Here is a 13,205-nt window from a genome sequence, read left to right as displayed (position 1 = left end):
AACTCAATTTCGTATTTAGTCAACAAAAAAACGTATTTAAATACTCAATTTCGTATATATTTCTATTTACTAATAATTTTAGTTAGGTTATGATATATACAGAAATACGCAATATCGTATACATTTTAATAAGAAAGATGGTGAAAGTAATGAAAAAAGCAGAGGTTGTAACACGCTTAATAAAAGAAGCTGGCTATAGCAAAAGAGCCTTCGCCGAAAAAATAGGTCTCCCCCCCACAACACTGCAATCCATGTTATCAAGAGGGATTGGTAAAGCGTCTGTTGATAATGTCATAAAAGTTTGTAAGGGATTAGGAATCACTACTGATGATTTAGAAAGACTCGCAACTCAAGAGGACAATACTGTTAAAGAAGAAGTTTCTATTTATGAAACCATCCAAAACGATCAATCAAACATTATTCATATTCCTATCATTGGTTCTGTAGCAGCTGGTACACCTATATTCGCCGAAGAAAATATTGAAGGCTATTTACCCATGCTGAGTACATTTTTAAACAAGCGTAAAAAGTATTTTTATCTTACTGTAAAAGGCACTAGCATGAATCTCGAATTCCCTGATGGTTCTTATGTTTTAGTAGAGGAAACTCCTTATGTTGAAAACGGACAAATTGCTGTTGTAAAAGTCAATGGTTATGATGCTACCGTGAAAAAGATTTCAAAATCCGGAAGCATCATTACTTTAATACCATTGAGTAATGACCCTATCCACGAACCAAAAACTTACGACCTTTCAGCTGAAGATGTAAAAATAATTGGTCGCGTTGTACAGGCAGTAAAGAATTATTAAGTTATAGCACAAGTGATTTAAAAAAAGATAAAATCAATTCTTTTGAAAAGATTTTCTTAGTAACATGATTCAAAATAACCAAAAATAATCCATTATCTAGTAGTTAATATATCCAATAACTTCACTAAAAAAGCCCTGATACCGTAGTATCAAGGCTTTTTCATTTCACAAATTATATAAAACTTATGTTTATCTGATAATGTTTTTCTATGATATCACTACTTGTTATTAATTCGTGGCTTTTATGTGGCTTTTTTCATTTTGCAACCACATAAAAGTGTAATAATTGGGAATTAAAAAACCCTTGATACGAGTTGTATCAAGGGTTCAAGCCTCTTAGTATAGAGACATATATTGATCGCGTTCCCATTGGTGAACTTGTGTTCTAAATATATCCCACTCAATCTCTTTCGCTTCGATGAAGTGCTCAAGTAAGTGTTCTCCTAGTGCACCGCATACTACTTCATTAGATTGTAATGTAACTAATGCTTGCGCTAATGTTGCTGGTAAGTCAACGATACCTGCTTCTTCGCGCTCTTCTTTTGTCATTACATAGATATTACGATCTACTGCTGCTGGTGGAGTTAATTTGTTTTTAATTCCATCAAGACCTGCAGCTAATAATGTAGCCATTACTAAATATGGGTTTGCAGCTGGGTCAACACTACGTACTTCTACGCGTGTACTAATACCACGAGATGCAGGGATACGTACTAACGGACTACGGTTTTGTGCAGACCATGCTACGTAACAAGGCGCTTCATATCCAGGCACTAGACGTTTGTATGAGTTTACAGTTGGGTTTGCTATCGCTGTAAATGCTGGTGCATGTTTTAAAATACCTGCGATGAAGTGACGAGCATCATCACTTAATTGTAAGTCACCGTTTGCATCAAAGAATACGTTCTCACCATTTTTAAATAATGATAAGTTACAGTGCATACCTGAACCGTTCACACCGTATAGTGGTTTTGGCATAAACGTTGCGTGTAAACCATGTTTACGAGCAATTGTTTTTACAACAAGTTTGAATGTTTGAATGTCATCACATGAGCGAATTGCATTTGCATATTTAAAGTCAATTTCGTGCTGCCCTGGAGCAACCTCATGGTGAGATGCTTCAATTTCAAATCCCATTTCTTCAAGTTCAAGAACGATATCACGACGACAGTTTTCCCCTAGATCCATCGGCGCAAGGTCGAAGTATCCACCGTTATCGTTTAGTTCTAATGTTGGATTTCCTTTTTCATCAACCTTAAATAGGAAGAATTCTGGCTCTGGTCCAAGATTGAAGTCTGAAAATCCTAAAGCTTCCATTTCTTTTAACACACGTTTTAAGTTGTTACGTGGGTCTCCATCAAATGGAGTGCCATCTGCATTGTAAATATCACAGATTAGTCGAGCTACTTTACCTTTTTCAGCTGTCCAAGGGAAAATTACCCAAGTGTCTAAATCAGGATATAAATACATATCAGATTCTTCAATACGTACGAAACCTTCAATCGAAGATCCATCAAACATCATTTTGTTATCAAGAGCTTTCGTTAATTGTCTCACTGGAATCTCTACGTTTTTAATTACCCCTAAAAGGTCCGTAAATTGTAAACGGATATACTTTACATTCTCTTCTTTCGCCAAACGGAAAATATCTTCTTTTGTGTATCTAGACATTATAAATTCCTCCTTAGTCCCTCTAATCGCCTTCAGAATCAGTTATCTTTAGTGAAAAAATCTTGAAATGTCACCTTGTCGCAATGAAGTTCGATTGAATCTACCTGTATGTTGTAGTTCATCTCGAAGTATTTTGCGAAGCTCAGTTTTTGAAATTTCTTTCGTTTCTTCTTTTACTTTCACTGCTTCTGTTTGATTTTCTTTCATTAGTAACACTTGTTTAATACCAGCCATATTCAAGCCTTGATCTAACAAATCTTTAATTTCTAACAACTTATCTACATCGTTAAATGAAAATAATCTACGATTCCCCTTTGTACGGGTTGGAGAAACAAGATTATGCTCTTCATAGTAGCGAATTTGACGTGCAGACAATTGTGTTAAATCCATAACAATACCAATAGGAAACAGCGGGGCAGAACGTCTATCTTCTTTCATTTTTCAGTTCCTCCTTCGCCTTAACTGCTTCTCATTTTATACTATGTTATGTTTAGTGTCAATAGATGTTAGCTTTTCTTACATGATTTTTTATAATTTTTTTTATGAATTTTTTCATTCTTTTTTCTAATCGCATAAATCATTACTTTTATACGAAAAAAGCTGCCGAAATCGACAGCTTCCCCTTAAGAAATTGTTAATAATTCTTTTTCAATTAATGCATCAATTGCAGAACAAATCGCAATCTTCACATGTGAATAAGTTAACCCACCTTGGACGTAAGCAACATAAGGCGGACGAATTGGACCATCAGCAGACAATTCAATACTTGCACCTTGAATAAATGTTCCCGCAGCCATAATTACATCATCTTCATAGCCTGGCATATAGTTTGCATACGGAGTAAAATGCGAATTAATTGGAGATGCATATTGAATCGCTTGGCAGAAGGCAATCATACGGTCTTTATCATCAAATTGAACAGATTGAATTAAGTCTGTTCTTGGTGCATTCCACGCTGGTGACGTGTTCATTCCTAACTTTTCTAAAAACGCAGCTGTAAAAATTGCACCTTTCAGCGCTTGTCCTGCAACATGTGGCGCTAAGAAGAACCCTTGATACATTTCTTGCAGACTGTATAAAGACGCTCCAGCTTCCGCGCCAATTCCCGGAGATGTTAAACGATATGCACACGCTTCAACATACTGTTCTTTCCCGACAATATAACCACCAGTTTTAACAATTCCGCCGCCCGGGTTTTTAATAAGCGAACCCGCCATTAAATCTGCACCAACATGACATGGCTCTTGCTCTTCAATAAACTCGCCATAACAGTTATCTACAAACACAACAACATCAGGTTTAATTTCTTTAACAAACGCGATCATCTCTTTAATTTGAGAAATAGTAAACGATGGACGAGTAGCATAACCTTTCGAGCGCTGAATACCGATCATTTTCGTATTATTATGAATCGCTGCTGCAACAGCCTCAAAATCAACAAGCCCAGCTTCAGTTAGCGGAACTGCATTGTAACCGATATTATATTCTTTAAATGAACCTACACCTTTCCCACGCACACCAACAATTTCCTCTAACGTATCATACGGTTTCCCAGTGATATACAATAACTCATCTCCCGGGCGTAAAATACCAAATAACGCTGTAGAGATAGCGTGAGTACCTGAAATAATTTGCGGACGAACAAGTCCAGCTTCCGCCCCAAATACATCAGCATACACTTTTTCTAACGTATCACGGCCAATATCATCATAACCATAACCTGTTGTCGGGATAAAATGCGAGTCACTAATTTTATGTTTACGAAAACTTTCTAATACACGAAACTGATTGCTTTCAATTACTTCATCCGCACGTTTATGTACTTCTGTAATCTGACTCTCTACTTCTTTTACGATTGGAGCAATTTTTTCTCCATTTTTCAAACGATCAAACATTTTTATTTTCTCCTTCTTCCACTAAAAATCTCTTTAATTGCACATTAAGCGATGAATGAGTAAAAATATACCCTGCACAATCATATACAAATTTATCTTCTAGAAACTCCATCTTTGCTAATAGAGTTTCCGTCTTTAAAAGCGTTAACAACTTACCTTCACTCGGAGGGATTTCCACTCGATAACGATCCATTTCTTTCTTCATCTTCGTTTCTATCGCTTCTTTTATACGCAATAAATCACTTTCTTCAAAAGCACTAGTCATTAAGAAATCACTTTTCGGAAACGGAATAAAGTTTTGATGTAATTCATCTTTTTTATTATATAACGTAATAACAGGAATATGGTTAATTTCAAGTTCTGATAATAATCTTTTTACTGTTTTTTCATGCCCTATGTAGTTAGGATCCGCGGAATCAACTACATGTAAAATGACATCTGCTTCCCCCGCTTCTTCCAGTGTTGAACGAAAAGCAGCGATTAATGAAGTAGGTAAATCTTGTATAAAACCAACAGTATCAGTTAGTAATACTGTATAACCAGAAGGTAACGGCATCTTCCTTGTCGTTGGGTCTAATGTTGCAAACAGAAGGTTTTCTTCAAACGTATCAGCTTCCGTTAATCTATTAAACAGTGTCGATTTCCCTGCATTTGTATACCCTATTAATGACACTTGAAATACTTTATTATCTTTTCTTCTCTCACGATATCTTTTTCGATGTTCCACAACAACTGCAAGTTGTTTCTTTATTTCATCAATACGCGATCGAATATGACGACGATCCGTCTCTAATTTCGTCTCACCCGGTCCTCTTGTTCCAATACCACCACCAAGACGCGATAAGGACAATCCTTGCCCCATAAGACGCGGCATTGTATATTGCAACTGAGCTAATTCTACTTGAAGCTTACCTTCCCTCGACTTCGCACGTTGCGCAAAAATATCCAGTATTAGTTGCGTTCGATCAATTACTCTCGCATCTAATACTGAGGATAAATTCCGAATTTGACTCGGCGTTAATTCATTATTAAATACAATAACATCCGGCTCTAACTCTTCAGTTAACATTGTAAGCTCTTCTAATTTCCCTTTACCTATGTAAGTTGCCGGATGAAACTTTGGTCGTTTTTGCGTTGTTGACACTAACAATTCTGCTCGTGCAGTCTTCGCTAGTGATGCAAGCTCTTTCATGGAATGCATAAATTTTTCATCATCATCTTGTGGCAATTGACAGCCTACTAATATGACTTTTTCTTTTTCTTCCATCAAATATGTTCACTCATCCTTTTCGAAATTTAAACCTTCTAATATAATAGCAGAGGAAGCACATTTCATCTAGTTAGCGGGGGAGAAAATTCATGGCATGGGAGATTTTTAGCATCATAGGCACAATCGCTTTCGCACTAAGCGGAGCCATTGTTGCAATGGAAGAGGATTATGATATTTTCGGGGTGTATATTTTAGGAATGGCAACCGCATTTGGGGGAGGTGCCCTTCGTAATTTATTAATCGGTTATCCGATTGTCGCGTTTTGGCAACAAGACATGTTATTCCAAATCGCACTTTTATCAATGACTATTATTTTTCTTTTTCCAAATAAGTTAATTAGACATTGGAAAAAGTGGGAAAATATCACTGACGCTATCGGCTTATCGGCATTTGCTGTACAAGGAGCATTATATGCCCAAAAATTAAATTTACCAATTAGCGCCACAATTGTAGCAGCTGTTTTAACTGGTATCGGCGGCGGTATCATTCGCGATCTTTTAGCCCGCAGAAAACCTCTCGTTCTTCGAGCTGAAGTATATGCCTTTTGGACAATTTTAGCAGGTTTCTTAATTGGAGCTCAAATTATTGTTAGCGATTGGGCTCTTTACATTCTATTCATTTTAATTGTTTGCTTCCGCATGGTTTCTATTCATTACAAATGGCATTTACCGCACAGACGTATCGAAACGAAAGAACGTTCAATGCATAAATAGCAATCTAACCTCTTTACATATCGTAAAGAGGTTTTTCTTTTCTAACGATTTTTTCTTTATATAATGTTTATACTAATTTTTAAAGTGAGGTGAATACAAATGACAAACCACGTTAATAAAGGAGCTCAAAAAAGCTCAGTAAATCAATTTGGACACGATCCTAATTCAGCACACGAAAAGAGCGCTAAAATGGAACACTTCCATAAAACACACCAAGAAAAAGCAAAAAAAGAGTAAACGAACTTATACACAAAAATTGACGCACAGTTTATGTACTGTGCGTCTCCTCTTCGAGCATCAAATCCACACTCGATATTCCAATTAAATCATTTTTATCATACGCATCTTCTTGCAACAACCGCATCGCCTGTGTACGAATTGATTTTTCAACAATATTCCGTACATATCGCCCATTACTAAACGATGTAATTTGCGACGAATACTTCACCGCATGTAAATGATCCCTAAATTTCCATTCAGCTTCTTTTGATAACTGATATTCACGATCTTCATACATTCTCTTCCCAATTTCCAATAGCTGATTTACCGAGTAATCCGCAAACTCAATAATAAATGGAAAACGAGATTGAAGCCCTGGATTTAATGAAAGAAAGTGATTCATCTCTCTTGAATATCCAGCTAAAATCAATACAAAACCATGTTGTTTATCTTCCATATGTTTTACAAGCGTATCAATTGCTTCTTTTCCAAAGTCCTTCTCTCCTCCTCGAGCTAAAGAATACGCCTCATCAATAAACAAAATACCTCCCATTGCTTTTTTTATTAAATCTCTTGTTTTTTGGGCTGTATGGCCGATGTACTCTCCTACAAGATCAGCACGTTCAGCTTCAACCAAGTGGCCTTTCGATAGAATATTCATCTCAAACAGCAATTTTCCTATCATTCTAGCAACAGTTGTCTTCCCTGTACCTGGATTCCCTTTAAACAGCATATGAAGTACTTGCTTCTCTGACTTCAATCCCTTTTCTTGTCTTTTTTTATTCACATAAATCCAAGCATATATTTCTTTTATTATCTTTTTTATATCCTCCATCCCAACAAGCTTCCCCATCTCTTCTTCAATTCTCTGCAGCATTTCATGTTTAATTGCAGTTTCATTTGAAATTACCGTTTTATTTTCTGCGGCTGGCAAAGAAATTTTCTTTCGATGGTTTAACACAATATTAATTTGATTGTTGTTTTTCTTTCGCATCGATTGTTCCATACAATCACCTCATTTTATCCACTCACCAAATATTATTATTCCTGTCCCCCTTGTAAATGCCTATTTTCAGAAAAGTTTGCTATAATATAAGAAATAATTAAGGTGGTGGGACTATGGAGACAACGGAATTCCATGATACAATACAAGCCTTTTCTATTTTTTTATTGAATAAAGGCCGAAAACCCTCAACTATTAAACGTTATGTTTATGACATTGAAGACTTCGGACATTGGTTAGAAAAAAACAAAAAGCTCCCTTCCAGTAATATATGGGCTACACTTTGTACAAAAGACTACGAAGATTACTTTTCCGATTTAAAAACGAATCGACATTACTCAGAAAAAACGATGCATCGTGTATTTATTGTACTAAATAGAATGCATCATTTTCTAAACATTCCTAATCCATTGAAGAATATGGAAATATCTATTCAACCAGACCGTACACTTCGTAACGAAGATTTCATTTCACCTGATGAAGAAAAAAGGTTAAAGTATATAGTCACTTCATTAGAAGGACTTTCAGAAAAACAACTTCCTGTGCGCCCCTTATTAATGGATCGCAATATTGCTATTTTAAATCTATTGATTGACTACGGTTTATCCTTACAGGAACTTACAGCATTAACAATGCATCACGTTCACTTTGAAACTAATACATTATCAATCCCAGCAACCGCAGGTGTAGAAAGAACAATTACATTAGCAAAAGAAGACAAAAAACAACTATATAATTATTACAAAAGCATCCCAGAACCAGTTCGTCCTAAATACCATAGTGATGATCCATTATTTGTCGCATTCGATTTTAACCGTGGAACATACAGGTGGGTATATGAAAATGATGCACCAAAGGCATTAACGGAAATTGCTATACAAAAAATGATTCGCCTCGAAGTGGCTAGAGCCAATTTACGTAAAGGAATTTCAGGACAACATTTTCGTAACACCTATATTTTAAACTTAATAAAAAAAGAAACTCCTGAATCAGAAATTATAAAACTCGCTGGATTCAAATCAAAAATTTCCTTAAAGCGATATTATCAATACGCAGAAAATAGAAAAAACGCCTTATTGTAAGGCGTTTTTTCTATTTTTTCTTTAAACAAACGATTTTACTATGACCATTTAACTAATTTCTGCATCTACTATGATGAGTTTCGTTCACATTTTCGTGAGAAAGGAGAGATTTAATGTCTCGTTATAACGACAATCAAAACAAATTCTCCAAACCATGCTTTCCAAGTAGCGCCGGACGAATCCCGAATACTCCATCAATCCCAATTACTAAAGCTCAACTTAGAACATTTCGTGCGATTATTATTGATTTAACAAAAATAATCCCAAAACTTTTCGCAAATCCATCTCCCCAAAATATTGAAGACCTAATCGATACATTGAACCTACTGAGTAAATTTATTTGTTCACTAGACGCTACTTCCTCCCTGAAAGCACAAGGGTTAGCTATTATTAAAAACTTAATAACTATATTAAGAAATCCAACCTTTGTAGCAAGCGCTGTATTTATTGAGCTTCAAAATCTCATTAACTATTTACTATACATTACAAAATTATTCCGAATTGACCCTTGCACACTTCAAGAGCTCCTTAAATTAATAGCAGCATTACAAACTGCTCTAGTTAATTCTGCTTCGTTCATTCAAGGACCTACCGGACCTACTGGACCAGCAGGCGCTACTGGTGCCACTGGGCCTCGAGGTAACACGGGCGCTACTGGCGCTACTGGGCCTCAAGGTAACACGGGCGCTACTGGCGCCACTGGACCTCAAGGTAACACGGGCGCTACTGGCGCTACCGGTGCCACTGGGCCTCGAGGTAACACGGGCGCTACCGGCGCTACTGGGCCTCGAGGTAACACGGGCGCTACTGGCGCTACCGGTGCCACTGGGCCTCGAGGTAACACGGGCGCTACTGGACCTCAAGGTGTTCAAGGTAACACAGGCGCTACTGGACCTCAAGGTAACACAGGTGCTACTGGCGCTACTGGACCTCAAGGTGCTCAAGGTAACACGGGTGCTACTGGTGCCACTGGACCTCAGGGACCTCAAGGTAACACGGGTGCTACTGGTGCTACTGGACCTCAAGGTGTTCAAGGTAACACAGGCGCTACTGGACCTCAAGGCGCTCAAGGTAACACAGGCGCTACTGGTGCTACTGGACCTCAAGGTGTTCAAGGTAACACAGGTGCTACTGGTGCCACTGGACCTCAAGGTAACACAGGCGCTACTGGTGCTACTGGACCTCAAGGTGTTCAAGGTAACACAGGTGCTACTGGTGCCACTGGACCTCAAGGTAACACGGGCGCTACTGGCGCTACCGGTGCCACTGGGCCTCGAGGTAACACGGGCGCTACCGGCGCTACTGGGCCTCGAGGTAACACGGGCGCTACTGGCGCTACCGGTGCCACTGGACCTCGAGGTAACACGGGCGCTACTGGCGCTACCGGTGCCACTGGGCCTCGAGGTAACACAGGCGCTACTGGTGCCACTGGACCTCAAGGTAACACGGGCGCTACTGGCGCTACCGGTGCCACTGGGCCTCGAGGTAACACAGGCGCTACCGGTGCCACTGGGCCTCGAGGTAATACGGGCGCTACTGGCGCTACTGGGCCTCAAGGTAACACGGGCGCTACTGGCGCCACTGGACCTCAAGGTAACACGGGCGCTACTGGCGCTACCGGTGCCACTGGGCCTCGAGGTAACACGGGCGCTACTGGCGCTACCGGTGCCACTGGGCCTCGAGGTAACACGGGCGCTACTGGCGCTACCGGTGCCACTGGGCCTCGAGGTAACACGGGCGCTACTGGACCTCAAGGTGTTCAAGGTAACACAGGCGCTACTGGACCTCAAGGTAACACAGGTGCTACTGGCGCTACTGGACCTCAAGGTGCTCAAGGTAACACGGGTGCTACTGGTGCCACTGGACCTCAGGGACCTCAAGGTAACACGGGTGCTACTGGTGCTACTGGACCTCAAGGTGTTCAAGGTAACACAGGCGCTACTGGACCTCAAGGCGCTCAAGGTAACACAGGCGCTACTGGTGCTACTGGACCTCAAGGTGTTCAAGGTAACACAGGTGCTACTGGTGCCACTGGACCTCAAGGTAACACAGGCGCTACTGGTGCTACTGGACCTCAAGGTGTTCAAGGTAACACAGGTGCTACTGGTGCCACTGGACCTCAAGGTGTTCAAGGTAACACAGGCGCTACCGGCGCTACTGGTGCCACTGGACCTCAAGGTGTTCAAGGTAACACAGGTGCTACTGGCGCTACTGGACCTCAAGGCGCTCAAGGTAACACAGGTGCTACTGGTGCCACTGGACCTCAAGGTGTTCAAGGTAACACAGGCGCTACCGGCGCTACTGGTGCTACTGGACCTCAAGGTGTTCAAGGTAACACAGGTGCTACTGGCGCTACTGGACCTCAAGGCGCTCAAGGTAACACAGGTGCTACTGGTGCTACTGGACCTCAAGGTGTTCAAGGTAACACAGGCGCTACTGGTGCCACTGGACCTCAAGGTGTTCAAGGTAACACAGGCGCTACCGGTGCCACTGGACCTCAAGGTGTTCAAGGTAACACGGGTGCTACTGGCGCTACTGGTGCCACTGGACCTCAAGGTGCTCAAGGTAACACAGGCGCTACTGGTGCCACTGGACCTCAAGGTGTTCAAGGTAACACAGGCGCTACCGGTGCCACTGGACCTCAAGGTGTTCAAGGTAACACAGGCGCTACCGGGCCTCAAGGCATTCAAGGACCAACGGGTGCTACCGGCGCTACTGGCATAGGAGTTACTGGACCTACTGGACCTTCTGGTGGACCTACCGGACCTACTGGGCCTACTGGACCTAGCTTCCCTATAGCAACAATTGTTGTAACAAACAATATTCAGCAAACAGTACTGCAATTTAATAATTTTATTTTTAGTACTGCAATTAACGTAAACAATATTATCTTCAACGGCACAGATACAGTTACTGTTATTAACGGTGGTATTTATGTAATTAGCGTATCCATTTCTACAACTGCGCCAGGATGCGCTCCACTCGGAGTAGGAATTTCAATTAATGGAGCAGTCGCAACTGATAATTTCTCTTCAAATTTAATAGGCGACTCACTTTCATTTACTACAATAGAAACATTAGCAGCTGGTGCAAGAATCTCTGTCCAATCTACACTTAATGAGATTACGATCCCTGCAACAGGAAATACTAACATCCGCCTTACTGTATTTAGAATCGCTTAAATTTCACTATATATTGTTTATGACAAATAAAAAAAGAGCGAGGAAACTCGCTCTTTTTTGTTATGTACAATAATTCATTACTATTCTAATTCAATTGAAACATTTTTTTGTGGTACAAATGTAGAAATTGCATGTTTATAAATAAGCTGTTGCTTACCTTCTGTTTCCAGCAGGACTGTAAAATTATCAAACCCTTTAATTAGTCCACGAAGCTGGAAACCATTTAATAAGTACAGCGTAACAAACGTATTTTCTTTACGGAGTTGATTTAAAAACTGATCTTGAATATTGATTGATTGCTTCATGTCGAATCCTCCTCTTTTTCTCTACTTACTATTATTCGACTTTACTTGTAACTTTCCTTCTATGTATCGTAAAATTTCTGACGTTTTTTCACCGTTTGTAACATCAAACCACGTGACATCCATTTTATTACGGAACCACGTTAATTGACGCTTTGCATAACGACGCGAATTCGTCTTTAATTGTGATACCGCATCTTCTAAAGAAACTCGATTCTCAAAATAATCATAGATTTCTTTATATCCAATCGCTTGAATAGATTGACAATCTCGTATCCCTCTATTATACAGCCCTTCTACTTCCTCTAATAGGCCTTGTTCCATCATCAAATCCACTCGTAAGTTAATGCGATCGTATAGCATTTCCCGATCCATTGTCAAGCCAATTAATGAAACATCATAGAGTAACTCTTTTTCTTGTTTCTCAATTTGTTCACTCATTTTTTCACCCGACGTGTGGAAAATTTCTAACGCCCGAATGACACGTCGTACATTATTTGCGTGAATACGCTCCGCACTTTCTGGATCTACTTCTTGCAATTTTTTATGTACATATTCCACACCGCGTTCTAAAGCTAACTTTTCCATTTGCTCTCGGTATATCACATCACCAGCATCATCTGTAAACTGATAATCGAATAAAACAGATTGTATATAAAGACCGGTCCCACCAACTATAATTGGTAATTTACCACGTTCTGTAATTTCTCGAATATGCTTGCGAACACGTTCTTGAAATTCCGCGACAGAAAATGAATCTTCCGGATTTTTTATATCGATCATATAATGTGGAATTCCGTCCATCTCTGCTTTTGTTACCTTTGCAGTTCCAATATCCATCGTTCGATAGATCTGCATGGAATCACCACTAATAATTTCACCGTTCAACGCTTTGGCAAGATTGATACTTAACTTCGTCTTTCCAACAGCAGTTGGTCCAATGATGACAGCAACTTTTTCACGTTGCACTTCTCCCATATCATTCAACTCTCTTTATGTAATATACTCCATCTATTGATTATACCCAATCTTACCAATTTTAACGGCATGATTGCAAGT

Annotated in this window: 12 protein-coding genes; 5 read left to right on the top strand and 7 right to left on the bottom strand. The window is 39.7% G+C overall.

Going from position 1 to position 13,205, the window contains the following annotated elements:
- Positions 1 to 149: 149 nt before the first annotated feature.
- Positions 150 to 809: a LexA family protein gene (locus AC22L0_RS18225; protein ID WP_033683142.1), complete on the top strand. Its 660-nt coding sequence runs from the start codon at positions 150 to 152 to the stop codon at positions 807 to 809.
- Between the two features lie 336 nt (positions 810 to 1,145).
- Here AC22L0_RS18225 and glnA read toward each other — a convergent pair whose 3' ends face one another.
- The 4 genes from glnA to hflX form a co-directional block, all read right to left on the bottom strand.
- Positions 1,146 to 2,480 carry a type I glutamate--ammonia ligase gene (gene glnA, locus AC22L0_RS18220; protein ID WP_000092763.1) on the bottom strand — a complete coding sequence of 445 codons (1,335 nt, stop codon included), beginning with the start codon at positions 2,478 to 2,480 and terminating at the stop codon, positions 1,146 to 1,148.
- Between the two features lie 48 nt (positions 2,481 to 2,528).
- A complete protein-coding gene (glnR, locus tag AC22L0_RS18215) occupies positions 2,529 to 2,918 on the bottom strand; it encodes a transcriptional repressor GlnR (RefSeq protein ID WP_000656783.1) in 390 nt (129 codons plus the stop codon).
- A 185-nt stretch (positions 2,919 to 3,103) separates the two neighbouring features.
- Entirely contained in the window at positions 3,104 to 4,375 is a 1,272-nt protein-coding gene (locus tag AC22L0_RS18210; protein WP_000460289.1) for a methionine gamma-lyase family protein, read from the bottom strand.
- The gene (gene hflX, locus AC22L0_RS18205; RefSeq protein WP_000391395.1) at positions 4,368 to 5,642 is read right to left on the bottom strand and encodes a GTPase HflX; all 1,275 of its coding nucleotides are present in this window, start codon (positions 5,640 to 5,642) and stop codon (positions 4,368 to 4,370) included. Before hflX ends, AC22L0_RS18210 begins: the two co-directional genes overlap by 8 nt.
- Before the next feature lie 92 nt (positions 5,643 to 5,734).
- Between hflX and AC22L0_RS18200 the strand changes: the two genes are divergently transcribed.
- Together AC22L0_RS18200 and AC22L0_RS18195 are read left to right on the top strand one after the other, a co-directional pair.
- Positions 5,735 to 6,358 (top strand): trimeric intracellular cation channel family protein, encoded by a 624-nt coding sequence (locus tag AC22L0_RS18200; RefSeq protein WP_000312267.1) that lies wholly within the window; start codon positions 5,735 to 5,737, stop codon positions 6,356 to 6,358.
- Between the two features lie 99 nt (positions 6,359 to 6,457).
- On the top strand, positions 6,458 to 6,595 hold the full coding sequence (locus AC22L0_RS18195) for a hypothetical protein (RefSeq protein ID WP_000181501.1): 138 nt from the start codon (positions 6,458 to 6,460) through the stop codon (positions 6,593 to 6,595).
- Positions 6,596 to 6,626: 31 nt separating this feature from the next.
- Here the strand turns inward: AC22L0_RS18195 and spoVK are convergent, their stop codons facing one another.
- Entirely contained in the window at positions 6,627 to 7,583 is a 957-nt protein-coding gene (gene spoVK / locus AC22L0_RS18190) for a stage V sporulation protein K (RefSeq protein WP_000438176.1), read from the bottom strand.
- Positions 7,584 to 7,696: 113 nt separating this feature from the next.
- Between spoVK and AC22L0_RS18185 the strand changes: the two genes are divergently transcribed.
- Both AC22L0_RS18185 and AC22L0_RS18180 read left to right on the top strand, forming a co-directional pair.
- A complete protein-coding gene (locus tag AC22L0_RS18185; RefSeq protein ID WP_000450319.1) occupies positions 7,697 to 8,662 on the top strand; it encodes a tyrosine-type recombinase/integrase in 966 nt (321 codons plus the stop codon).
- Between the two features lie 113 nt (positions 8,663 to 8,775).
- Complete coding sequence (locus AC22L0_RS18180) at positions 8,776 to 11,844, top strand: Gly-Xaa-Xaa repeat protein (protein WP_487272377.1); 3,069 nt, start codon at positions 8,776 to 8,778, stop codon at positions 11,842 to 11,844.
- 80 nt (positions 11,845 to 11,924) lie between these two features.
- Here AC22L0_RS18180 and hfq read toward each other — a convergent pair whose 3' ends face one another.
- A complete protein-coding gene (gene hfq, locus AC22L0_RS18175) occupies positions 11,925 to 12,149 on the bottom strand; it encodes an RNA chaperone Hfq (protein WP_000813896.1) in 225 nt (74 codons plus the stop codon).
- Between the two features lie 21 nt (positions 12,150 to 12,170).
- Positions 12,171 to 13,124 (bottom strand): tRNA (adenosine(37)-N6)-dimethylallyltransferase MiaA, encoded by a 954-nt coding sequence (gene miaA, locus AC22L0_RS18170; protein ID WP_000504957.1) that lies wholly within the window; start codon positions 13,122 to 13,124, stop codon positions 12,171 to 12,173.
- Between the last annotated feature and the right edge of the window lie 81 nt (positions 13,125 to 13,205).

The organism is Bacillus sp. LQ01 (assembly GCF_057624735.1).
Note: the sequence above shows the minus strand (reverse complement) of the source record. Positions and strands in the feature narration are given on the sequence as shown.

Coding starts and splice junctions, on each gene's coding strand:
- AC22L0_RS18225 (WP_033683142.1), top strand. CDS start 150: ATGAAAAAAGCAGAGGTTGTAACACGCTTAATAAAAGAAGCTGGCTAT.
- glnA (WP_000092763.1), bottom strand. CDS start 2,480: ATGTCTAGATACACAAAAGAAGATATTTTCCGTTTGGCGAAAGAAGAG.
- glnR (WP_000656783.1), bottom strand. CDS start 2,918: ATGAAAGAAGATAGACGTTCTGCCCCGCTGTTTCCTATTGGTATTGTT.
- AC22L0_RS18210 (WP_000460289.1), bottom strand. CDS start 4,375: ATGTTTGATCGTTTGAAAAATGGAGAAAAAATTGCTCCAATCGTAAAA.
- hflX (WP_000391395.1), bottom strand. CDS start 5,642: ATGGAAGAAAAAGAAAAAGTCATATTAGTAGGCTGTCAATTGCCACAA.
- AC22L0_RS18200 (WP_000312267.1), top strand. CDS start 5,735: ATGGCATGGGAGATTTTTAGCATCATAGGCACAATCGCTTTCGCACTA.
- AC22L0_RS18195 (WP_000181501.1), top strand. CDS start 6,458: ATGACAAACCACGTTAATAAAGGAGCTCAAAAAAGCTCAGTAAATCAA.
- spoVK (WP_000438176.1), bottom strand. CDS start 7,583: ATGGAACAATCGATGCGAAAGAAAAACAACAATCAAATTAATATTGTG.
- AC22L0_RS18185 (WP_000450319.1), top strand. CDS start 7,697: ATGGAGACAACGGAATTCCATGATACAATACAAGCCTTTTCTATTTTT.
- AC22L0_RS18180 (WP_487272377.1), top strand. CDS start 8,776: ATGTCTCGTTATAACGACAATCAAAACAAATTCTCCAAACCATGCTTT.
- hfq (WP_000813896.1), bottom strand. CDS start 12,149: ATGAAGCAATCAATCAATATTCAAGATCAGTTTTTAAATCAACTCCGT.
- miaA (WP_000504957.1), bottom strand. CDS start 13,124: ATGGGAGAAGTGCAACGTGAAAAAGTTGCTGTCATCATTGGACCAACT.